This window comes from Falsiroseomonas bella (genome assembly GCF_003173615.1).
Lineage (GTDB): Bacteria > Pseudomonadota > Alphaproteobacteria > Acetobacterales > Acetobacteraceae > Falsiroseomonas > Falsiroseomonas bella.
Genome location: NZ_QGNA01000004.1, coordinates 448,260 through 470,465, shown reverse-complemented (window position 1 = coordinate 470,465; position 22,206 = coordinate 448,260). Strand labels below are relative to the sequence as shown.

The window sequence follows — 22,206 nt, the reverse complement described above, 5'->3', positions numbered from 1 at the left end:
CTGCCGGGTCGAACGCCCAGCCTCACCGGTCGCTGCGCAGGAGCCGGCGCCGCACCGCCTTCTCCACCTCGAGCAGCAGCATGAGCGCCACGCCCGCGGCCAGGATCGGCAGGCCATCCGCGACCGGGTCCAGCGGCTCCGTCGCGAACAGCGCCTGCAGCGGCGGGGCGTAGGTGAAGGCGAGCTGCAGCAGCACGACCGCCGCCACGCCGATCAGGACAGCCGGCGTGCCCAGCGCGCCCCGCCAGGTCAGCGACGTCCCACGCTGGAAGCGCACGCTGAACAGATAGGCGATCTCCATCACGACGATCGCGTTCACCACCGCCGTCCGCGCCGCCTCAAGCGACAGGCCGCGCCATTCCGACCAGGCGAAGATCGCGAAGACCCCGATGCAGAAAAGGACGGAGACGAGGGCGACCCGCCAGACGAGGAAGCCCGAGAGCAGCGGCTCGGCGGGGGTGCGCGGCGGACGGCGCATGATGTCGCCCTCCGCGGCCTCGAAGGCGAGCACCAGGCCGAGCGTCGTCGCCGTGACCATGTTCACCCAGAGGATCTGAACGGGCGTCAGCGGGAGCGTGAGGCCGAGCAGGATCGCCGCGATGACGACCAGCGCCTCCCCGCCATTGGTCGGCAGCGTCCAGGCGATCACCTTCTGGACGTTGTCGTAGACGACACGGCCCTCGCGCGCGGCGGCCGCGATGGTCGCGAAGTTGTCGTCGGCCAGCACCATCTCGGCGGCCTCCTTCGCCGCCTCCGTGCCCTTGCGCCCCATCGCGACGCCGACATCGGCGCGCTTCAGCGCGGGCGCGTCGTTCACGCCGTCGCCGGTCATCGCCACGACCGCGCCCTCGGCCTGCAGCGCCTCCACCAGGCGCAGCTTGTGCTCCGGGCTGGTGCGCGCGAAGACATCGGCCTCGCGCGCGCGGGCCCGCAGCGCGGCGTCGTCCAGCCTGTCGAGCTCGGCACCCGTCACCGCCGAGCCCGCGCCCCGCAGCCCGACCTGGCGCGCGATCGCGCCGGCCGTCGCCGCATGGTCGCCGGTGATCATCTTCACGCGGATCCCGGCCGCCTGGCACTCCGCGACAGCGGCCACCGCCTCCTCGCGCGGCGGGTCGATAAGCCCGAGCAGCCCGAGCAGCACGAGGCCATGCTCCACATCGGCCGCCGACAGCGCCTCCGCATCCTGCGGCAGGTCGCGCCGCGCGACGGCGATGACGCGCATGCCCTCCGCGGCGAGCGCCTCCGCACGCGCGTGCCAGGACGCCGCGTCCAGCGATGCCTCCCCGGCCGGCCCCGCCTGGCGGTTGCACATGTCGAGCAGCCGCTCCGGCGCGCCCTTCACGCAGGCGAAGGCATGGCCATGCGTGGCGTGCAGCGTCGCCATGTAGCGGTGGCGCGAATCGAAGGGGATCTCGTCGCGCCGCGGGAAGCGCAGCCGAAGCGCGTCGGGCGGCGCGCCGGCCCGCGCCGCGAAGGCCAGCAGCGCGCCTTCCATCGGATCGCCGGCGACGACCCAGCCCGCATCCGGCTCCTCGCGCAGCGCCGCATCGTTGCAGAGCACGGCCGCGCGGGCGAGCGTGCCAAGCAGCTCCGCGGCCGCGCCTTCGGTCGGATCGCCCTCATGGGTCACCGTGCCCTCCGGGGCATAGCCCTCGCCAGCGGCCTCGAAGCGGCCGAGCGCGGTCTCCGCCACCGCCACCGTCATCTCGTTGCGCGTCAGCGTGCCGGTCTTGTCGGAGCAAATGACGGAAACCGCCCCCAGCGTCTCGACCGCCGGCAGGCGCCGTACGATCGCGTTGCGCGCCGCCATGCGGCGCACCCCGATCGCGAGCGTGATGGTCAGCACCGCCGGAAGCCCCTCCGGGATCGCCGCCACGGCGATGCCGACCACCGCCAGGAACGCGTCTTCCGCCGCGTAGCCGCGCAGCACCCAGGCGAAGGCGAAGACCAGCGCCGAGAGGCCGAGGATCACGAAGGTCAGGCGCCGCGCGAATCGGTCCATCTGCCGCAGCAGCGGGGTCGCGAGCGTCTGCACCTCCCCGATCAGGCCGCTGATCCGGCCGAGTTCCGTCGCCGCGCCGGTTGCCGCGACGACACCCATCCCCTGCCCGGCCGCCACCAGCGTGCCGGAGAAGGCGAGCGAGGCGCGGTCGCCGAGCGGCGCGCCGGGCGCGACCGCCGCAGGCGATTTCTCGACCGGCACGGACTCGCCGGTGAGCGCCGCCTCTTCGACCTTCAGGCCGCGCGCGCGCAGCAGGCGCAGATCGGCCGGCACGCGATCCCCAGCCTCCAGCAGCACCACGTCGCCGGGCACGAGGTCGGCTGCGTCCACCGTCTGCCGCCGCCCGTCGCGCAGCACGGAGGCGTGCGGCGTCAGCATGTCGCGGATCGCGTCGAGCGCCTGCTCCGCGCGGCCTTCCTGCACGAAGCCCACGATCGCATTGACCAGCACGACGCCGAGGATCACCGCGGCATCGGTGAAGTGCCCGAGCAGCGCCGTGACCGCCGCCGCGCCCAGCAAGACGTAGATGAGCAGGTTGGCGAACTGCCCGAGGAAGCGGCGCAGCGCGCTGCGCGGCGCGGCGGCCGGCAGCCGGTTCGGCCCGTGCTCGGCAATCCGCCGCGCCGCCTCGCCTGCCGTCAGACCGGAGGGGGCCGAATCCAGCCGCTGCAGCGCCGCTTCCGCCCCCAGCGCATGCCACGCGGTCGCCGCGGCGGAGGGTTTGCGCGCCTCCGCCGTCATGGAACGCCGATCATGAAGCGCGGCGCTCGGCGCAGCTGCATCCGCACGCCCTTCACGCCCGGATGCCCCTCGGCGAGCACGCGCAGCGCCCGCTCCACATCTGGCGACCGGCACCAGCCATGGAACGTGACCACGCCGCCTTCGACCGAGGGGAAGACCAGCCAGGCATCGGCCCAGGGCTGCTCGCGCAGCGCCTGCTCCACGCTGCGCAGCAGCCGCGCATCGGAGATTTCCGTCTCCGGCGCCGTGGGGACGCCGAAAGCGAGCCCGAGCAGGTCGGCGCGGGAGACGATGCCGACCAGCCGACCCTCGCGCAGCACCGGCACGCGCTTCACGCCGTGCTGCTCCATGAGCCCGGCGATCGCCTCCGCCGGCGTGTCCTCCTCCACGGCGACGATTTCGGTGGTCATCACGTCGCCGGCAAGCTGGCCGTGCAGGCGGGCGAAGCCGGCCGCCGTCGCCTCGGGGCGCCGGGTCAGCACGGCGGAGAGCCACCCCTTGGGCCGGGATGCCGCCTCGCCGGCCAGGCGGCGCACCAGGTCGGCCTCCGTGACGATTCCGAGAAGCTCGCCCTCCGGCCCCAGCACCGGCACGGCGGAGATCCCGCGCTGGGCGAGCAGATGGGCAATGTCGGACAGGCGGGTGTCGGTCGTCACCGTGACGACCGCCGTGGTCATGAGATCGCGCGCGCGCATGGCGTTTCCTCCGCTTCCCTCGATGCCGGTCGGCGAGATTGCCGCAGGATGCCGCGGCCGCCGTTCACGCCGCGGCGAGAGCCGGGTGGAACCCGGCCGCGCAAGGCGGCCGGGCCCGGCGCCTCAGGCCGAGAGCAGCGTCGCCACCGCCGGGCCGGACTGCATCAGGTCGGTCGTGGCGCTGCCGAAGACCATGTTGTGCAGCGGCGAGTGCCGCAGCGCGCCCATCGCCAGCAGCCCGCCCGGCACCTCCCGCGCGACCCCGGCCAGCGTCTCCAGCACGCCGCCGGCGCGCTTCACGCTCCTGAACGACGCGCGGGCACCGTGCCGGGCGAGCAGATGCGTCAGCTCGATCCCGGATTGTCCCGCGCGCAGTTCCTTGTCGTCGGTGACGGTGACCACCAGGGTCTCGGCGGCCGCGCGGATCAGCGGCAGCGCGCCATGCACCGCGCGCACCGCGGCCGGCGTCGCATCCCAGGCGACCACGACGCGGGAGGGCGGGAAGGAAGCCGCGCCGGCCGGCACCAGCAGCAGCGGCCTGCCACTGTCGAACAGCGCCGCGCCGATCAGCATCCGCTGCCCCGCGCCGGGGCTGCCCTGGATCGTGAGCAGGCCGATGTCGCTCACGCGCATGTGGTCGGCCATCACCTCACCCACGCCATAGGCGAAGCTGCTGCGCGTGCGGATCTCGCAGGCGACGCCGCGCTTCTCAGCGGCCTCGCGCAGGCGCGACGCCGCGTCCTCCTCCATGCGGGCGAGATCCCAGCTGGGCAGCGTGGCCTCGGCCTGCGCCGTCTCGGCGGGGAAGACGAGCGCGGTCAGGCGGGCGCCATGCGCCTCTGCCAGCGCGAGGGGCGCCGCGAAGGCGGCCTCCGGCGCCGCGCCGCCGGCGGGTTCGACATGCGTGGTGATCGTGGTGATGGACATGCTGCGTTCTTCCCGGCTTGCGCCTTGCCGACACGGCTGGCGCGATGTTGTGACGCGACCCTGGCCTCCGCGTCGCCGGACGGCATTGATCTGGCTCAAGCCCGGCGCGGAACGGCTACGCCTTCGCCGCGCCGAGGCCGCGCAGCACGAGCGCCAGATGCGCCTCGCGCATCGCCTCCGGCGATGGTGCCTGGCCCTCGCCGAGCATGAGGCGCCAGACCCCCGCCATGGCGACCGGCGCCATGAGCACCGGCGCAAGCCCCGGATGCCCGGCGAGGTCGGGCCGGAACTCGCCCGCCGCGGCGCCGCTGCGCACCACCTGCTCCACCAGCGCGAGGCCGCGCGACAGCACCTCCGCATGGTAGAAGGCCGCGAGTTCGGGGAAGCGTTCGCCTTCCGCGACCAGCAGGCGGAACAGCACGCCCTCCCGCCGGTCGGCGGCGAGGCGCGCATAGCCCAGCGCAAACAGCCGCCGCAGCAGCTCGGCGCGCGAGCCGTCGAAGCCGGCCAGCAGCCGCTCCGCCTCCGAGAATACGGGCTGGATGCAGGAGCGGACCACCGCCTTGAACAGCTCCGCCTTGCCCGGGACGTAGTGGTAGAGCAGCGCCTTGGCCACGCCGGCCCGCGCCGCGACGCCGGCCATGCTGGCCCCGCCATAGCCGCGCTCGGCGAATTCCTCGAGCGCCGCATCCAGAAGCTGCGGCAGGCGTTCCGCAGGGGTCAGGCGGCGGCGCGGCGCGGCGCCGGGAGCCTGTTCGGCCCTGCCCTCCAGGGTGTCAGCCACGTCAGATCCTTTCCACCGCGCCTATTGACCGATCGGTCAACAACGCCACATCAGGCCTAGCTATTGACCGAGCGGTCAACAGACAAGGGGCCGCCGCAGCAGGGCCATCGCCTCCATGCCGGATCACAATCTGACAACGCGCGACGCCGCCGCGCCCGCCGCCGGCCAGACCGCCGCGGCGGCGCCGCGCCGTGCGCGCCGGTTCCGCCTGGTCCTGGCGGGCATCGGCGCGCTGGCGCTCGGGGCCGCGGCGATGCTGCGGGAGGAGATCGCCACGCTGATCCCCGGCGAGGCCCCCGCCGCGACCACGACGCGCCCGGCCGAGCCGCCCCCGGCGCTGACCGTCGCGGTGGCGGAAGCCGCGCCCCGCGCGCTCGCCCGCAGCGTGGTCGGCGACGGCTCCGTGGTCGCCTGGCAGGAGCTGGTGATCGGCGCCGAGGCCGGGGGGCTGCGCGTGGCGGAGGTGCCGGTGCAGGAAGGCGACACCGTCGCCGAGGGCCAGCTGCTGGTGCGGCTGGACGACGACCTGCTGCGCGCCGCGCGCGACCAGGCCGAGGCCGCCGTCGCCGAGGCCGAGGCGACGCTCCGTCTGGCGCGGCAGGAGCTGGCCCGCGCCGCCGAGCTGGCCCGCACCAGCATCGCCACGCGCCAGACCGTGGAGCAGCGCCAGGCGACCGTCGCCCAGGCCGAGGCCCGCCTCGCCGCCGCCACCGCGCGACGGGAGGAGGCTGTGGCGCGGCTCGACCAGGCGCGCATCCTGGCGCCGGCGCCGGGCATCGTCTCCCGCCGCAGCGTGCTGCCGGGCAACGTCACCGTCGCCGGGCAGGAGATGATCCGCCTGATCCGCGACGGGCGGCTGGAGCTCGACGCCCGCGTGCCGGAACTCGAGCTCGGCGCCATCCGCCCCGGCCAGCCCGTGGAGGTTCGGCATGGCGAGCGCAGCGTGCCGGCGGAGGTGCGCGCCGTCGCGCCGACCGTCGCGCCGGAGACGCGGCTCGGCACCGTGCATGTCGCGCTGCCGCCTGATTCGGGGTTGCGCCCGGGGATGTTCGCGCGCGCCGAGATCCGGCCCGAGGCGGCGACGGGCCTTGCCGTGCCGCAGGCCGCGCTGCTGTTCCGCGAGGGCCGCCCGGCCGTGATGGTGCTGCAGGGCGAGCATGTGGAACTCCGCCCCGTGACCACCGGCCACCGCCAGGACGGCCTGGTCGAGGTCACCTCCGGCCTTGCGGCCGGCGAGCGCGTGGTCGTCGCCGGCGCCGGCTTCCTCAGCGACGGCGACCGCGTGCGCGTCGCCGCGGGCGAGACGCGATGAAGACCGCCTCCTCCGCCGACCACCGCAACATCTCCGCCTGGGCGATCCGCAACCCGGTCGCCACGGCGGTGCTCTTCCTCGTGCTCACCGTGGCGGGGCTCTTCGCCTTCCCGGCGCTGCGCGTGAACAACACGCCGGACATCGACCTGCCCGCCGTCGTCGTCACCGTCGCGCAGCCCGGCGCCGCGCCCTCGGAGCTGGAAAGCCAGGTGACGCGGCGGGTCGAGGATGCGGTGGCGGGCCTCGGCAACGTCAAGCACATCACCTCCACCGTCGTGGACGGCGCCTCCACCACCGCCATCGAGTTCGCCTTCGGCACCGACGTGGACCGCGCGACCAACGACGTGCGCGACAAGGTCTCGCAGATCCGCACCGACCTGCCGGCTGGCATCCGCGAGCCGGTGGTGACGCGCGTGGAAGCGACGGGCGGGGCGATCCTCACCTACTCCATCGCCGCGCCGCGCATGTCGGAGGCGGAGCTGTCCTGGTTCGTCGAGGACACCGTCGCGAAGTCGCTGCTCTCCGTCCCCGGGGTCGCGCAGGTGAACCGCGTCGGCGGCGTCGAGCGCGAGATCCGGGTGGCGCTGCGCCCGGACCGCCTGCTCGCGCTCGGCATCACCGCGGGCCAGGTGAACGAGCAGCTGCGCGCGCTGAACGTGAACCTGCCCGGCGGCCGCGGCACCCTCGGCGTGGGCGAGCAGGCGATCCGCACGCTCGGCTCCGCGGGCTCCGTCGCGGCGCTGCGCGAGCGGCCGATCGTGCTGCCCGGCGGCCGCACCGCGAGGCTCGGCGACATCGCCGAGGTGACCGACGCCAATGCGGAGATCCGCACCGCCGCGCGGCTCGACGGGCGCCCCGTCATCGGCTTCGAGGTGCAGCGCACGCGGGGCTCGTCGGAGGTGAGCGTCGCCGAGGGCGTCGCCGCGCGGATCGCCGCGCTGGAGGCCGCGCATCCGGGGATCGACATCACCCGCGTCGCCGACACGGTCGGCTACGTCCTGGCCAGCTACCACGGCGCGATCGAGGCGCTGCTGGTCGGCGCGGGGCTCGCGGTGCTGGTGGTCTGGGCCTTCCTGCGCGACTGGCGGGCGACGGCCATCGCCTCCCTGGCGATGCCGCTCTCGCTGATCCCGACCTTCTTCGTGATGAAGTGGCTCGGCTTCTCGCTCAACAACGTCACGCTGCTCGGGCTGACGCTGGTGGTCGGCGTGCTGGTGGACGATGCGATCGTGGAGATCGAGAACATCGTGCGCCACCTGCGCCAGCGCGGCGACGGCAGCGCCTTCAAGGCCGCGCTCGACGCCTCGGCCGAGATCGGGCTGGCGGTGGTGGCGACCACGGCGACGATCCTCGCGGTCTTCGTCCCCGTCGCCTTCATGCCGGGCATCCCCGGCCAGTTCTTCCGCCAGTTCGGCCTGACGGTCGCGGCGGCGGTGTTCTTCTCCCTGGTCGTGGCGCGGCTGCTGACGCCGCTGCTCGGCGCCTATTTCCTGAAGCCGAAGCTGGCCGCGGGCTCCGAGGAGGTCGGCGAGGGCGCGATCGGGCGGCGCTATCTCGGCCTGCTCGGCTGGTGCCTGCGGCATCGCTGGATCACGCTGGCCGGCGCCGGCGCCTTCTTCGCCGCCTCCGTCGCGCTGGTGCCGATGATCCCGCAGGACTTCGTGCCCGCGGCCGACCGCGGCCGGACCTCGATCGCGATGGAGCTGCCCCCCGGCGCCACGCTCGCGGAGACCGAGGCCGCTGCGCGGGAGGCCACGCGGATCATCCAGGCGCGGCCAGAGGTCGCCTCCGTCTTCGTCTCGCTCGGCACGCGCAGCACCGGGGGCGGCGGACCGACGATGGGCAACACGACGCGGGAGGGCGAGCCGCGGCTGGCCAGCTTCACGGTCACGCTGCTGCCGCGCGGCGAGCGTGCGCTGACCCAGCAGCAGGTGGAGGCCGCGATCCGCCCTTCGCTGGAGCGCATCCCCGGCGCCCGCTTCCGCTTCGGCGCGGACGGGCAGAGCGGCGCGAAGCTCACCGTCACCCTCGTCTCGGACGATCCGGCAGCGCTGGAAGCGGCGGTGCGCGAGCTGGAGCGGCAGATGCGCGGCATCCCGCAGCTCGCCGGCGCGCGCTCCACCGCCTCGCTCGCGCGGCCGGAGCTGCAGATCGTGCCGCGCGAGGCCCGCGCGGCGGAACTCGGCGTCTCGCCGGCCGCCATCGCCGCCACCGCGCGCATAGCCACCACCGGCGATGTCGAGCAGAACCTGGCGCGCTTCAACCTGCCCGACCGGCAGATCCCGATCCGCGTCATGCTGGACCAGGCCGCGCGCGGCGACCTCGACGCCCTGCGCGCGCTGCGCGTGGAGGGCCGCGCTGGCCTGCCGGTGCCGCTCGAAACGGTGGCCGAGATCCGCTATGGCGCCGGGCCGGCGCAGATCGAGCGGCTCGACCGCGTGCGCAAGGCGACGGTCGAGGCCGAGCTGAACGGGCTGCCGCTGGGCGAAGCGACGAAGCTGGTCGCCGCGCTGCCCATCATGCGCGCCCTGCCGCCCGGCGTGCAGGAACGCTCCACCGGCGATGCCGAGATCATGCGCGAGTTGTTCGGCAGCTTCGCCGTCGCGCTCGCCACCGGCATCGGCCTCGTCTACCTAGTGCTGGTGCTGCTGTTCGGCGGCGTGCTGCAGCCGCTGACCATCATGTCGGCGCTGCCGCTCTCGCTCGGCGGCGCTCTGATGGCGCTGCTGCTGGCGCAGAAGGCGCTCGGCATCTCGGCGGTGATCGGCGTGCTGATGCTGATGGGCATCGTCGCCAAGAACTCCATCCTGCTGGTGGAATACGCGATCGAGGCGCGCGCCGCCGGGCTGCCGCGCGGCGCCGCGCTGGTGGAGGCGGCGCGCAAGCGGGCGCGGCCGATCGTGATGACGACCATCGCCATGACCGCCGGCATGGCGCATATCGCCGCCGGCATCGGCGCGGATTCCGCCTTCCGCGCGCCCATGGCCCTCGTCGTCATCGGCGGCCTCGTCACCTCGACGCTGCTGAGCCTTGTCGTGGTGCCGGTGATCTTTACGGTGATGGACGACCTCGGCACCTGGCTGCGGCCACGTCTGGGGCGGATGGTCGTGCGGGAGGCGGCGCAGCATCCATGATCGGCGCGGCAGCGCGCGCCTGGGCCGTGATCGCGGCGCGTGGCGGAACTGGCGAGGAACTTCTCGCCGTGTTCGACGCGCTGCCGCCGGTCTCGGTCGCGGAGGTCCTGGGCCGCTGGCGCGGCCGGGTGCTGGCGAGCGGCCATCCCTGGGACGGGCTGCTGGAACGCTTTGGCTGGCACGGCAAGGCCTTCGACGGGCCGGAGGAGGCACATCCCCTGCTCTGCCGGTCCCGGGGCGGGAAACTCTTCGCGCTGAACCCGTCGCTGGTGCCGGTTCCGCTGCTGCGGCGGTATCCGGGCCTGCTGGGCGGACCGGTTGCGGGCAGGCTGTTCGGCCTGGCGGGCCGCGCGGCCGCCACACGGCGCCCGGCGGCCAGGCTGCGCATGGTGGAGCATCGCGGTGTGGTGAGTGCGGCGATGATCTACGACGATCTGCCGATCATCGACGCCTTCCGCGGCGTGGATGCTGACACGCTGCTGGGCGTGATGGACATGCGCGGCATGCCGCAGCCCTTCTTCTTCGTCCTGCGGCGCGAGTAGCTGGCGCTTCGGGCGGGCCCGCGGCGCGCCTCAGCGCGGCCCGCCCTCCGCGATGACGGCGAGGGTGTGCTCGGCGATCATGCGTTCCTCGTCCGTCGCGCGCACCAGCACGCGCACGGCGGCACCGGGCGCCGAGATCTCCGGCGCATTCGCCGCGTTGCGCGCGGGATCGAGCGCGATGCCGAGGAAGCCGAGGCCCTCGCAGATGCGCGCACGCAGGCCCCGCGCGTTCTCGCCGATGCCGGCGGTGAAGACCAGCGCGTCGAGCCCGCCCATGCAGGTGGCGAGTGCGGCGATCTCGCGCCGGACGCGATAGGCGAAGTAGCCCAGGGCGCGTTCCGCCCCCTCCCCGCCCGCCGCCTCGATCGCGCGCACGTCGTGGGAGATGCCGGACATGCCCTTGAGGCCGCTGTCGTTGTAAAGCAACCGCGCGACCTCGGCCGTGCTCATGCCCATCGCGTCGATCATGTGCAGCACCACGCCGGGATCGAGCTGCCCGCAGCGCGTTCCCATCGGCACGCCGTCCAGCGCCGTGAAGCCCATGGAACTCGCCTGCGCCCGGCCGCCGGCGATGGCGCAGAGCGAGGCGCCGTTGCCGAGATGCGCGACGACGAGGCGGCCGGCGCCGAGCGCCGGGTCCTCCGCCGCGATGCGGCGCGCGATGTATTCGTAGGACAGGCCGTGGAAGCCGTAGCGTCGGATGCCGCGCGCGTGGAACGCCGGCGGCAGGCCGAAGGTGTCGGCGAAGAAGGGCTGGGTGCGGTGGAAGGCGGTGTCGAAGCAGGCGACCTGCGGCACGCCGCGGAACCTGCGTGCCGCCGCCGCGATGCCGGCCAGGTTGTGCGGCTGGTGCAGCGGCGCCAGGGGGACGAGCTCCTGCAGCTCGGCCATCACATGCAGGTCGATCGGCACCGGCGCGGCGTGCTCCGGCCCGCCATGCACGACGCGGTGGCCGATGGCCGCGACCGGGCGGCCCTGCAGGGCGGGTTCCAGCCAGGCGATGATCGCATCCAGCGCCGCGGCATGGTTCGCCGGCGCGCCGCCCGCGTCCCAGGAGGGCGCGGCCACGGGCCTGCCCGCCGCATCCTTCGCGACGAAGCGCGGCGTGGCGCCGATGCCCTCCACCTGGCCGGCGCCGAGCGGCGCGAGCCTGCCCTCCGCCGTCTCGAAGACAGCGAATTTCAGCGAGGAGGAGCCGGCATTGAGGACGAGGACGACACCTTGCATCGGGTTGGTCTCCGGCCCCGTGGATCAGGCCATGTTGTGCAGGCCGCCATCCACGTAGATCGTGTCGCCCGTCATGCCGGAGGAGGCGCCGCCGACCAGGAAGGCGACGACGCGCCCGACCTCGGCGATGTCCACCAGCCGCTGCGCCGGCGCACGGCTCTGCGCCATGTCCACGAGTTCGTCGAAATGCGCGATGCCGCTGGCGGCGCGGGTCTTCAGCGGCCCCGGCGAGACGGCGAAGACGCGGATGCCCTTGGGCCCGAGCTCGGCCGCGGCGTAACGCACGGACGCCTCCAGCGCGGCCTTCACCGGGCCCATGATGTTGTAGTTCCCCACCACCTTGTCGGCGCCGTAGTAGCTCATCGTCGCCAGCACGCCGCCCCGGGTCATCAGCGGCTCGGCGAGCTTCGCCATGCGCAGGAAGGACCAGCACGAGACCCGCATCGCCTGGGTGAAGCCCTCTGCCGAGCAGTCCACCACGCGGCCATGCAGGTCCTCGCGCGGGGCGAAGGCGATCGAATGGATGACGAAGTCGAGCCGGCCCCATTCCGCCGCGATGCGCGCGAAGACAGCCTCCATCTCGCCAGGCTGCTCGACATCGAGCGGCATCGCGATGGAGGCCTGGAGTTGCTCGGCCAGCGGGCGGACGAAGCGCTCCGCCTTGGCGTTGAGCCAGGTGACGGCGAGTTCCGCGCCGAAGGCGCGCAGCTTGGCCGCGCAGCCATAGGCGATGGAATCCGCGTTGGCGATGCCGACGACCAGGCCGCGCTTGCCCTTGAGCATGTCGCCGATGCGGTCGTTCGGGTCCCAGACCCGCGGCAGGGGATCGATCGGGCGGTCGGTCATGGCACGCTCGGTCTGGTGGCTGCGCCAGGGCGGGCGGCGCCCCGGCGACACCCGGATGGCGGGACGCGGAGCGTGCATCACGCAAGGCCGCCCGTCACGCCCCAAGACGAGGGGCGTGGCCACCGGGGCGGCGCGCGCCGCCCCGGCCGGTTCACATCACTGCGTGCGGCTCCGGTCGATCAGGAAGCCGCTGGCGCCGCCGACGCCGGCGCCGATCAGGGCACCCATGCCGGCGTTGCCGGAGAGCGAGCCGATCGCCGCGCCGCCGAGCGCGCCGACACCAGCGCCGGTCGCCGTGGCGCGCTGGGAGGAGGACATGTCCGCGCAGCCGGCCAGACCGATCGCCACGGGCAGGATCAGGATGAGACGTCGCATCTTGGGTTCCTCTGGCTCAGCGCCGACGGGCCGGCTGCGCCGGGGCGGGCTGCGGCGGGCAGGGATAGGTGCTGGCCGCGAAGCGCATCAGCGCCGACACCGCCAGTTCGCTGCTGTACTGCGTGTTGGCGGCAGCCCAGCGCACGAAGGCGGTCTGCACGTCCTGCATGGTGGGGCTGGGTTCCGGCAGGCAGAAGATCGGCCGGCCATTCGCCGCCGAGACGGCGCTGTGATACTGGCCCGCGCCCACGATCACGCCCTGACAGAAGGCCGCGAGCGGCGATTCGCCGGAGGGCGAGGCGGCGCACATCGAGGCCAGCGCGCTCATCGAAAGCGGCTCCGCCCGCGTCGTCTGGGTGGCGGTGCCCTGAGCCATGGCGGCACTCGCCGACAGCCCGAATGCCAGCGTCATGGCTGGCAGCCAACTCATTCGCCGCATCTTCGCGGTCCTCCTTCCTTGCCCCCGCGAAGGCTGAACGCCCGTCGCCGGAACTCTTACGCTAGGCCATCGGCTCGGCCGCTGCCAAGCGGCCCGGAGTCCCGGCGCCGTATCGGAAATCCCAGGGCGCAACGCGGCGAAACCCCGGGTGATTTGGCCGGCGCGGGGGGGAGGGTCTATGCAGCACGGACAGACTCCCTGCCACGGATCCCCATGACCGCCTCGCCTCCCATCGCCCTGTTCGACATGAAGGCCCAGCAGGCGCTGATCCGCGACGAGCTCGACCGGCGCATCGCCGCCGTGCTGGACAGCGGCGCCTTCATCAACGGCCCGGAGGTGCGGGAGCTGGAGGCGCAGCTCGCTGACTTCGCCGGCTGCGCGCATGCGGTCGGCGTCTCCTCCGGCACGGATGCGCTGCAGATCGCGATGATGGCGGAGGGGATCGGCCGCGGCGACGCGGTGTTCCTGCCCGCCTTCACCTACACCGCGACGGCGGAGGTGCCGCTGGTGCTGGGCGCCACGCCGGTCTTCGTGGATGTGGACCCGGTCACCTTCAACCTCGACATCGCCGACCTGGAACGCCGCATCGCGCTGGTGCGGAAGGAGGGGCGGCTGCGCCCGCGCGCCGTGGTGGGCGTGGACCTGTTCGGCCTGCCCGCCGACTGGCCGGCGATCGAGGCGATCTGCGCGCGGGAGGAGATGTTCGCCCTCGATGACGCCGCGCAGGCCTTCGGCGCGGCGCTGCACGGCAAGCGGCTCGGCCGCTGGGGCCACGCCGCGGCACTCAGCTTCTATCCGACCAAGACGCTCGGCTGCTACGGCGATGGCGGCGCGCTGCTGACCGACAGCGACGAGCGCGCCGAGCTCTATCGCCAGCTTCGCACGCATGGCGAGGGGAAGAGCCGCTACGAGGTGCTGCGCACCGGCATGAACGGCCGGCTCGACACGCTGCAGGCGGCGGTGCTGCTGACCAAGCTGCCGCTGCTGGCGGATGAGCTCGCCGCACGCACGAAGGTCGCGGCCGCCTATGGCGCGGGGTTGTCGGGCCTGGTGCAGGCACCGGGCTCGGTGCCCGGCGCCGATCATGCCTGGGGTCTCTATTCCGTGCTGCTGCCGCAGGGGGTGGACCGTGCCCGCGTGCAGGACGCGCTGAAGGCGGCCGGCGTGCCGAGCGGCATCTACTATCCGAAGCCGCTGCACCATCAGCCCGCCTATGCCGCGGCGCATGCGGGCTCGATCGCCGGCGGCCCGCCGCCGCTGCCGGTCAGCGAGATGCTGTGCACGCGCATCCTCTCGCTGCCGATGCACCCCTATCTGAGCGAGGAGGCGGTCGGGCGCGTCATCGCCGCCCTCCGCGCCGCGCTGTAGCGGCGCGCGGCTCAACGCGCCTTCCGCCAGCCCTCCGCCCGCCCGGCGAGCAGCACGCGCCGCCGTTCCGCGAATTCCTGCTGGTCGATCTCGCCACGGGCGAAGCGCTCCTCCAGCACGTCGAGGGCGCTCGCACCGGGCGGCCGAGCGTTGGCATCACGCGTGCCGCCCCCCGAGAAGGCGCGCACCAGCAGCACGACCAGCGCGATCAGGCCGCCCCAGAACAGCAGCATGACCAGCCCGCCCGCCGCCATGTGCCCCCAGCCCAACTCGCCGTGCCACATGCCCATACGCTCATAGGGCTGCGCCGCCGCCGGCATCGCCGTGCCGGCCAGCGCGAGCACCGTGGCGATGCGCGCGGGGCCGTGCTTGCCGCATCCCGCCATGTCGCTGCTCCTTCTCCGTCCGTCCGCCGCATCGCGGCGCATCGCGCATGCAACGCAGCCAGGCGGCGGATCGTGGCGACGCGGGTGGCGCGGCAGGCGCACGCGGGCGTGACGGCGCCGCGGCGACCGATCAGGTCCGGTCAGCTCCCGCCAGCAGGTCGGCGGTGATCTGCCCGGCTCACCGATCCGTCAATGCCGCACCGCATCCGGGCCTGCGGCGGGCAGGCGCAACGTGATGGCCCAGCATGCCAGCAGCATCAGGGCGGAGCCCAGCAGGCAGGCGGCGATGCCGCCCCAGGCATGGAGCAGCCCCGACAGCAGCGTGCCGGCGAAGCGCCCGGCTGCATTGGCCGCGTAGTAGAAGCCGACATCCTCCGCCGCCTTCTCGCTGCCGGCATAGGCGAGGACGAGATAGGAATGCAGCGAGGAGTTGACCGCGAAGACCACCCCGAACACGCAGAGGCCGAGCGGCACGAGCAGGTCCGGGCGCGGCGCGCCGCCGATCACCAGAACCGCCAGCGCGGCTGGCACGATGGCCAGCAGCAGGGACCAGAGGCGCGCCGCTGGCACCTCCCGCGACAGGCCGTCGTCGCTGCGACGCACCAGCATCGGCGCCGCAGCCTGGATCGCGCCGTAGCCGATCGTCCAGAGGGCGAGGAAGCCGCCCACCGCCGTGAAGCTCCAGCCCGAAGCGTAGAGGAATACGGGCAGGCCGACGACGAACCAGACATCGCGCGCACCGAACAGGAAGACGCGGGCCGCGGCCAGAAGGTTCACGCCGCGGCTCTTCGCCATGAACTCGCGCGCCGAGCGCGACGGCTTCGCCCTGCCCATCATCGGCGGCAGGGACAGCACAACGCCGGCCAGCACGACCGCCAGCGCGGCGGCCATGAGCCACAGGGCGAAGCGGAAGCCGAAGGCCTCCAGCAGCAGGCCGCCAAGGAAGAAGCCCGCGCCCTTCATCGCGTTCTTGCTGCCGGTGAAGAAGGCGACCCATCGGAACAGCCGGCCGGACGCCTCGCCGGCGGTCAGCTTGATGGCGGATTTCGACGCGGTCTTGGTCAGGTCCTTCGCGATGCCGCAGACGCCCTGCGCCGCGACCACCCATGCCACCGAGAGCGCCGCCGCCCAGTCGGGCGAGACCGCCGAGAGCATCAGGAAGCCGGCGATCTGCGTGGCAAGCCCGACCGCGAGCATCCGCGCGATGCCGAAGCGCGTGGCCAGCCAGCCGCCGATCAGGTTCGCCGCGATGCCCGCCGCCTCGTACAGCAGGAACAGGAAGGCGAGGGTGACGGGCGAGTAGCCGAGGCGGAAGAAATGCAGCAGCACCAGCATCCGCAGCGCGCCGTCGGTCAGCGTGAAGCCCCAATAGGCCGCCGTGACGATGGCATAGCTGCGCACGGACGGGGTGCGGCCGAGGGCGACGCTCACAGCCCGGCGCGCTCCATGTGGCAGGCCAGGTCCACCATGCGGCAGGCATAGCCCATCTCGTTGTCGTACCAGGCATAGACCTTCAGCAGCGTGCCGTCGGTCACCAGTGTGCTCGGCGCGTCCACGATGGCGCTGCGCGTGTCGCGGGCGTAGTCGGCGGAGACGAGCGGCCGTTCCTCGTAGCCCAGAATGCCCGCCAGCGGCCCCGCGGCCGCGGCAGCGAACAGCGCGTTCACCTCCTCCGCGCTGGTCTCGCGCGCCATCTCGAAGACGCAGTCGGTAAGGGAGGCGTTCAGCACCGGCGCGCGCACCGCATGGCCGTTCAGCTTGCCCTTCAGTTCCGGATAGATCAGCGCGATCGCCGTCGCACTGCCCGTGGTCGTGGGCGAGAGAGACAGCATCGCGCTGCGCGCCCGCCGCAGGTCCTTGTGCGGCGCGTCCACGACGACATTGGTGTTGGTGGGGTCGTGGATGGTGGTGATCTGGCCATGCCGGATGCCGATCGCCTCATGCACCACCTTCACCACCGGAGCGAGGCAGTTGGTGGTGCAGGAGGCCGCGGTGACGATCGGGTGCCGCGCCGGGTCGTAGAGGTGGTGGTTCACCCCGACCACCACGTTGAGCACGCTGTCGAACTTCACCGGCGCGGCGACGATCACGCGCTTCGCGCCGCGCCGCAGGTGGCCTTCCAGCGTCTCCGGCGCCAGGAACTTGCCGGTGCATTCCAGCACGACGTCTACGCCGAGATCGCCCCAGGGGATCTCGGCCGGGTGCGGCTGCTCGGAGAAGGACAGGCGCCGGTCGCCGATGCGGATGGCGTCCTGCCCCTGCGCGGCGATGGGCGCGCGCCAGCGGCCCTGCACGCTGTCGAACTCCAGCAGATGCGCCGTGGCCGCCGCGCCGCCCCTGATCTCGTTGAGGTGCACGACCTCCAGCCGGTTGCCACGGCGCGGGTCATCTGCGGGCCGCTCCGCCGCGCCCATCGCAGCGCGCAGCGCCAGCCGCCCGATGCGGCCCATGCCGCTGATACCCACCCTCATCGCGTCCGTCCCCTGCGTCTCAGCGTGCCATCGCATGCGGATCGGCGAGCTCGTCCACCCGCGCCTTCAGCGCCATGCGGTCCAGCGCTTCGAAGGGCAGCGCGGTGAAGATGCCGAGGCGGCGATGCAGCGCGGCATAGAGCTCGTTCAGCAGCGTCGCGCGCTCCGTCGCGCTGCCGGTGAACTTGGACGGGTCGGGCAGCGGCCAGGCCGCGGTGATCGTCGTCTCCCCGAAATCCGGGCAGACCTGGCCGGCCAGCGTGTCGCAGAGCGCGATGACGAAATCGATGCGCGGCGCATCGGGGCCGGTGAACGCGTCCCAGGACTTCGAGCGCAGCGCCGAGACATCATGGCCCAGCGCCTTCAGCTGGCTCAGCACCTCCGGCAGCGGCCCGGTCTCGCTCGGCGCGGAGCCGGCGGAGAACGCGCGGAAGCGTCCCGCGCCGATGCCGTTCAGGATGGCCTCGGCCATGATCGAGCGGGCCGAATTGCGCGTGCACAGGAACAGCACGTTGAAGGACGGCTTCTCCATCCTGGCGATCTCCCCATGGGTGTCGAGCAGCCGGTGCAGGTCGCCGCAGCGCGCCGGATCGCCGTCGCAGCAGGCCTCGGCAAGGAAAGCCAGCAGGCCGCGCAGCCGCGCGATCTGCGCCGCATAGACCAGGCTCCGCCCGTGCCGCGTCGCGGCGATCAGCCCGCTGCCCTCGAGCGCACGGAGATGGAAGGACAGCGTCGAGGCCGGCACGCCGAGCCGCAGGCCGAGTTCACCCGCCGCAAGCCCGGACGGCCCGGCACCCAGCAGGATGCGCAGCAGGTGCAGCCGCGTCGGCTGGCCGATGGCGGTGAAGGCGGTGGCGGCCTCGTCCAATTCCATGTTTCCAGGATAGTCGAAAGGATGCCGCGTAACGAGAAACTTCCGTGACACTCCTGGGCGCTTGCACCCGGCGGCCAGCGCGCATAGCCTCCGCTGACCACATCGTGGTCGAGGTGCCCATATGGTGGCGACCCCGCGGGCCAAGCCGGCCAGCCGGCCCACCCCGCCCCAGCCGGACAGCGCCACCCAGGGCACCCAGGCCCTGGTCCGGGCCCTGCGCCTGCTCGACATCGTCGCCACCCAGGGGCCGCTGCGCACCGCTGCCATCGCGGAACAGGCCGGGCTGCCGCGCGGCACCGTGCACCGCATGCTCGGCGCCCTCTCCGAGGCCGGGCTGCTCCGCCAGGATTCCGAGGAAGGAAGCTGGCGCCTTGGCCTCAAGGTCTTCGAGATGGCGCATCGCGTCTGGGACTCGCTCGACCTGCGCGGCGCGGCGGAGCCGGAGCTCGCGCGGCTTGCCGCCGACAGCGGCGAGACGGCGCGCCTCGCGCTGCTCGACGGCGATGGTTGCGTCTATGTGGACCAGCGCGAGGCGGCGCGGAGCGGCGTGCGGCTCGGCAACGGCATCGGCGCGCGCGCACCGCTGCATGCCTCGGCCTGCGGCAAGGCGATGCTGGCGCATCTGCCCCCGCCGGAACGGCGCCGGCGCATACGGTCCGTGTCGCTCACGCCGCTGACGGCCGCGACCATCACCGATCCCGCCGCCTTCCAGCGCGACCTCGATCTGGTGAAGGCGCGCGGCTACGCCGTCTCGCGCGAGGAAAGCACGGAGGGCGTGGCCGCCGTCGCCGCGCCGGTGGTGGACCATCTCGGCGAGCCGATCGCCGCGGTCTGCGTGCTCGGCCCCAGCTTCCGCCTGCCGCCGGATCGCCTGCATGCGCTGGGGCGCGAGGTGATCGAGGCGGCGCGGCGCATCTCCGGCAATGCGGGGCATGTCGAAATGTCCATCGCCACCACGCGGCCGTCCGCGCCACCGAGCCCGGGCGTGCGCTGCGCGATCGAGGCGCGGCCGTTCCTGGGCGAGGGTCCGGTCTGGCTGGCCGATGCGCAGCGCCTGCTCTGGGTGGATATCCTCGCACCCGCGGTGCATCTCAGCGACGTCGCGCGCGGCGAGGATCGCGCGCTGCCGGTGGGCGAGCTCGTCGGTGCCGTCGTGCCGCGCACGAAGGGCGGCTTCGTCGCGGCGATGGGCAATTCCTTCCGCGCGCTCGATCTCGAGGCCGGCGTGACGGGCACGCTCTGCGTCGCGGAGCCCGACAAGCCGGGCAACCGCTTCAACGACGCGAAATGCGACCGCGCCGGGCGGCTCTTCGCCGGCACCATGGCGATCGATGCAGGGCCCGGCCAGGGCACGCTGTGGCGGCTCGATCCCGATCTGCGGCTGACCGCGGTGGAGACGGGGCTGCACATCTCGAACGGCCTCGGCTGGAGCCCGGACAACCGCATCTTCTACTTCACCGACACCGGTACGCGGACGGTCTACGCCTACGACTACGACCTCGCCACCGGCGCCGCGACCAGCAAGCGGCCCTTCGTGACCTTCGCTGGCCCTGCGAAGCCGGACGGCCTCGCGGTGGATGCGGAGGGCTTCGTCTGGATCGCGCTCTGGGATGGCTGGGGCGTGGCGCGTCATGCGCCGGATGGAACGCTCGACCGCTTCGTCTCGCTGCCGGTGCCGCGGCCGTCCTCGGTCTGCTTCGGCGGCAAGGATCTGCGCACGCTCTTCGTGACCAGCGCGCGGGTGCGGCTTTCGGCTGCGCAACTCGCGGAGGCGCCGCTGTCGGGCTCGGTCTTCGCCTTCGAACCTGGCGTCGCCGGCGCACCGGTCGGCGCCTTCGGCGGATGAACAGGCAAGGGAGGATGGACATGCTTGATGCGAAACTCGGACGGCGCGCGCTGCTCGGCGGCGCTGCGGCGCTCGCGGCTTCCGGCACGGCGCGCGCGCAAGGCGGGACGCTGACCTATGTCGGCTGGAGCCAGGACGAGGCAGCGTCGAAGCCGGTGCTGACCCAGGCCTTCGACGGGTTTCGTTCGGCCAACCCCGGCATCCGGCTCGACGTCGTCGGCTTCCCCTGGGCGCAGATGCAGCAGAACCTGGTGCTGCGCCAGCGCAGCAACCAGCCGCAGGACGTGGTGCAGCTCGCCGAGCGCTGGCTGCCGCAATTCGCCCGCGTGCTGCGCCCCGCCGACATGCGCGAGGTGCTGGGTGCGGAGATCGCGCAGGCGATCGATCCCGGCCTGCTGCGCATCGGCCAGGTCGGCGGCGCGCAGCTCGGCCTGCCCTGGACCGCGGCCTCGATCGGCATGGTGGCGAACAGGAAGGTCCTCGCCGATGCCGGCGTGACGGAGGCACCGCGCACGGTGGATGCCTTCGCCGATGCGCTGCGGCGGATCAAGCGATCCAATGCGGAGGTCGTGCCCTATGCCTTCGCCACCAAGAACAACCTGACCATGTCGCCGGACTTCCAGGTGTGGCTCTGGACCTTCGGCGGCAGGCTGTTCGATGCCGAGGACAAGGTCGCGGTGGAGAGCGACGCGGCGCGCGCCGCGCTCACTTTCCTCGTGGACCTGACGAAGGAAGGGCTGATCGCGCGGGACGTGGACCGGCCCGACGCTCGCCGCCTGTTCGGCCAGAACCGCACCGCCTTCTATCACGACGCGCCGCTCGCCCGCGGCTTCGCGCGGGACAATTCCGGCCAGGGCGCGGCCTTCGACGCCAATGTCGCGGCCTTCGCCACGCCGGTGCTGCGCACCGGCGATGCGACCCGGTCGCTGATGTGGGGGCACCTGCTGGTGCTGCCGAATGCGCGAGGCGCCCGCATCGGTGCGGATTCGGCTGCGGCGAAGCTGGTGCGCCACCTCGCGATGGATGACGAGGTGCAGCTGCGCTACTTCCGCGCCGTCGGGCTGTTCCCCGTCACGCGCTCCGCGCTCGCGAAGCTCGGCGACGACGCCTATGTGGTGGAATGGGCGCGCAACGCCGGCACGGCGGAGATGGACGAGCCCTCCACCTGGCCGAACGCCGCCGACATCACCAACATCGTCGGCGAGGAAGTGCAGGCGGCGCTGCTGCAGACCAAGCCGCCCGCCCAGGCGATCGGCGACATGGCGAACCGGCTGCGCCGCGCCACCGCCAACCAGCGGCGCACCTGACGCATGAGCCTCGCCATCGCACGGCAGCCGGCGCGGCAAGCGCCGCGTCCGGGCGGGCTGGCCCGGGCGCAGGCGCGCACGGGCCTGCTGCTCGTGCTGCCCGCGATGGTCGTGTTCTGCGCGGTGATCCTGTTTCCCTTCCTCGATTCGCTGCGCCGCGCCTTCTACGAGGACACGCTGATGACGACCGAGCCGGTCTTCATCGGCTTCGGCAATTTCGTGCAGTTATGGGAAGACGGGACGATCCTCGGCACCTGGATCGTCACCGTCGTCTTCGTGGTGCTGGCGACGGCCGCGACCTTCGCGCTCGGTCTCGCCTGGGCGATCGTGCTGAACGAGCGCTTTCGGGGCCGCACGCTGGTGCGTGCGCTGTCGCTGCTGCCCTGGGTGTTGCCTTCCACCGTCGTGGCCTTCCTTTGGGCCTGGCTGCTGAACGGGCAATACGGGCTGCTCAACGCGGTGCTGCTGACCTTCGGCGTGCTGGACGAGCCGGTCGCCTGGCTCGCGACATCGTCGGGTGCGATGGCGGGCGTGGTGGCGGCGAAGACATGGCTGTCCATCCCGCTCTTCTCCGCCTTCCTGCTGGCCGGGCTGCAATCCCTGCCGCGCGAGCAGGTGGAGGCGGCGCGGATCGACGGCGCGGGCAACTGGCATGTCTTCCGCCACGTCGCCTGGCCGCATCTGCGCCCGACCATCGCGGTGCTGCTGGTGCTCGGCGCGCTCGGCAACCTGCAGCAGTTCGACGTGATCTATGCGATGACCGGCGGTGGCCCGGTGCGCGCCACCACCGTGATGTCGGTGGAGGTGCAGCGCCAGGCCTTCCAGGCGTGGAACCTCGGCCTCGCCGCGGCGGTCGGGGTGGTGTGGTTCCTCACCATCGTCGGCCCCGCCTTCCTGCGCCTGCGCGGCGTGATGAAGGAGGCGTGAGGC

Annotated in this window: 19 protein-coding genes; 7 read left to right on the top strand and 12 right to left on the bottom strand. The window is 73.1% G+C overall.

Going from position 1 to position 22,206, the window contains the following annotated elements:
- Nucleotides 1–22: 22 nt before the first annotated feature.
- The 4 genes from DFH01_RS19165 to DFH01_RS19150 all read right to left on the bottom strand — a co-directional run bounded on the left by DFH01_RS19165 (nt 23) and on the right by DFH01_RS19150 (nt 5,149).
- Nucleotides 23–2,743 carry an HAD-IC family P-type ATPase gene (locus tag DFH01_RS19165; RefSeq protein WP_109872076.1) on the bottom strand — a complete coding sequence of 907 codons (2,721 nt, stop codon included), beginning with the start codon at nt 2,741–2,743 and terminating at the stop codon, nt 23–25.
- Nucleotides 2,740–3,438: a CBS domain-containing protein gene (locus tag DFH01_RS19160; protein WP_109872075.1), complete on the bottom strand. Its 699-nt coding sequence runs from the start codon at nt 3,436–3,438 to the stop codon at nt 2,740–2,742. Before DFH01_RS19160 ends, DFH01_RS19165 begins: the two co-directional genes overlap by 4 nt.
- A 123-nt stretch (nt 3,439–3,561) precedes the next feature.
- Nucleotides 3,562–4,365, bottom strand: coding sequence for a universal stress protein (locus DFH01_RS19155; RefSeq protein WP_109872074.1), 804 nt, complete (start codon nt 4,363–4,365; stop codon nt 3,562–3,564).
- A gap of 115 nt (nt 4,366–4,480) precedes the next feature.
- Nucleotides 4,481–5,149 (bottom strand): TetR/AcrR family transcriptional regulator, encoded by a 669-nt coding sequence (locus DFH01_RS19150; RefSeq protein ID WP_109872073.1) that lies wholly within the window; start codon nt 5,147–5,149, stop codon nt 4,481–4,483.
- A 115-nt stretch (nt 5,150–5,264) separates the two neighbouring features.
- Between DFH01_RS19150 and DFH01_RS19145 the strand changes: the two genes are divergently transcribed.
- Genes DFH01_RS19145 through DFH01_RS19135 form a run of 3 tightly spaced genes read left to right on the top strand, consistent with a single transcriptional unit; the run spans nt 5,265 to nt 10,137 of the window.
- Nucleotides 5,265–6,461: an efflux RND transporter periplasmic adaptor subunit gene (locus tag DFH01_RS19145; protein ID WP_109872072.1), complete on the top strand. Its 1,197-nt coding sequence runs from the start codon at nt 5,265–5,267 to the stop codon at nt 6,459–6,461.
- Nucleotides 6,458–9,595 carry an efflux RND transporter permease subunit gene (locus tag DFH01_RS19140; protein ID WP_109872071.1) on the top strand — a complete coding sequence of 1,046 codons (3,138 nt, stop codon included), beginning with the start codon at nt 6,458–6,460 and terminating at the stop codon, nt 9,593–9,595. The genes DFH01_RS19145 and DFH01_RS19140 overlap by 4 nt, the downstream gene beginning before the upstream one ends.
- The gene (locus tag DFH01_RS19135; RefSeq protein ID WP_109872070.1) at nt 9,592–10,137 is read left to right on the top strand and encodes a DUF4334 domain-containing protein; all 546 of its coding nucleotides are present in this window, start codon (nt 9,592–9,594) and stop codon (nt 10,135–10,137) included. The genes DFH01_RS19140 and DFH01_RS19135 overlap by 4 nt, the downstream gene beginning before the upstream one ends.
- A 30-nt stretch (nt 10,138–10,167) precedes the next feature.
- Here the strand turns inward: DFH01_RS19135 and DFH01_RS19130 are convergent, their stop codons facing one another.
- From DFH01_RS19130 to DFH01_RS19115, 4 genes are all read right to left on the bottom strand, one after another.
- The gene (locus DFH01_RS19130) at nt 10,168–11,364 is read right to left on the bottom strand and encodes an acetate/propionate family kinase (RefSeq protein ID WP_109872069.1); all 1,197 of its coding nucleotides are present in this window, start codon (nt 11,362–11,364) and stop codon (nt 10,168–10,170) included.
- A 24-nt stretch (nt 11,365–11,388) separates the two neighbouring features.
- Nucleotides 11,389–12,210, bottom strand: a complete 822-nt coding sequence (gene fabI, locus DFH01_RS19125) for an enoyl-ACP reductase FabI (RefSeq protein ID WP_109872068.1) — start codon at nt 12,208–12,210, stop codon at nt 11,389–11,391.
- Nucleotides 12,211–12,366: 156 nt separating this feature from the next.
- On the bottom strand, nt 12,367–12,585 hold the full coding sequence (locus DFH01_RS19120) for a YMGG-like glycine zipper-containing protein (protein ID WP_109872067.1): 219 nt from the start codon (nt 12,583–12,585) through the stop codon (nt 12,367–12,369).
- A gap of 16 nt (nt 12,586–12,601) precedes the next feature.
- Nucleotides 12,602–13,015, bottom strand: coding sequence for a Rap1a/Tai family immunity protein (locus tag DFH01_RS19115; RefSeq protein WP_109872066.1), 414 nt, complete (start codon nt 13,013–13,015; stop codon nt 12,602–12,604).
- Between the two features lie 222 nt (nt 13,016–13,237).
- On the opposite strand from DFH01_RS19115, the gene DFH01_RS19110 reads away from it, so the two are divergent.
- Entirely contained in the window at nt 13,238–14,392 is a 1,155-nt protein-coding gene (locus tag DFH01_RS19110) for a DegT/DnrJ/EryC1/StrS family aminotransferase (RefSeq protein ID WP_109872065.1), read from the top strand.
- A gap of 11 nt (nt 14,393–14,403) precedes the next feature.
- Here the strand turns inward: DFH01_RS19110 and DFH01_RS19105 are convergent, their stop codons facing one another.
- The 4 genes from DFH01_RS19105 to DFH01_RS19090 all read right to left on the bottom strand — a co-directional run bounded on the left by DFH01_RS19105 (nt 14,404) and on the right by DFH01_RS19090 (nt 18,123).
- Entirely contained in the window at nt 14,404–14,778 is a 375-nt protein-coding gene (locus DFH01_RS19105; protein WP_199231297.1) for an SHOCT domain-containing protein, read from the bottom strand.
- A 189-nt stretch (nt 14,779–14,967) separates the two neighbouring features.
- A complete protein-coding gene (gene arsJ / locus DFH01_RS19100; RefSeq protein WP_109872064.1) occupies nt 14,968–16,209 on the bottom strand; it encodes an organoarsenical effux MFS transporter ArsJ in 1,242 nt (413 codons plus the stop codon).
- Entirely contained in the window at nt 16,206–17,249 is a 1,044-nt protein-coding gene (locus DFH01_RS19095) for an ArsJ-associated glyceraldehyde-3-phosphate dehydrogenase (protein ID WP_109872063.1), read from the bottom strand. The genes arsJ and DFH01_RS19095 overlap by 4 nt, the downstream gene beginning before the upstream one ends.
- A 19-nt stretch (nt 17,250–17,268) precedes the next feature.
- Nucleotides 17,269–18,123 (bottom strand): arsenate reductase/protein-tyrosine-phosphatase family protein, encoded by an 855-nt coding sequence (locus DFH01_RS19090; RefSeq protein WP_109872062.1) that lies wholly within the window; start codon nt 18,121–18,123, stop codon nt 17,269–17,271.
- A gap of 124 nt (nt 18,124–18,247) precedes the next feature.
- On the opposite strand from DFH01_RS19090, the gene DFH01_RS19085 reads away from it, so the two are divergent.
- Genes DFH01_RS19085 through DFH01_RS19075 form a run of 3 tightly spaced genes read left to right on the top strand, consistent with a single transcriptional unit; the run spans nt 18,248 to nt 22,203 of the window.
- The gene (locus DFH01_RS19085) at nt 18,248–19,969 is read left to right on the top strand and encodes an SMP-30/gluconolactonase/LRE family protein (protein ID WP_233256185.1); all 1,722 of its coding nucleotides are present in this window, start codon (nt 18,248–18,250) and stop codon (nt 19,967–19,969) included.
- 20 nt (nt 19,970–19,989) lie between these two features.
- The gene (locus tag DFH01_RS19080; protein WP_158287823.1) at nt 19,990–21,276 is read left to right on the top strand and encodes an ABC transporter substrate-binding protein; all 1,287 of its coding nucleotides are present in this window, start codon (nt 19,990–19,992) and stop codon (nt 21,274–21,276) included.
- Nucleotides 21,277–21,279: 3 nt separating this feature from the next.
- Nucleotides 21,280–22,203, top strand: a complete 924-nt coding sequence (locus DFH01_RS19075; RefSeq protein ID WP_109872059.1) for a carbohydrate ABC transporter permease — start codon at nt 21,280–21,282, stop codon at nt 22,201–22,203.
- Nucleotides 22,204–22,206: the final 3 nt, after the last annotated feature.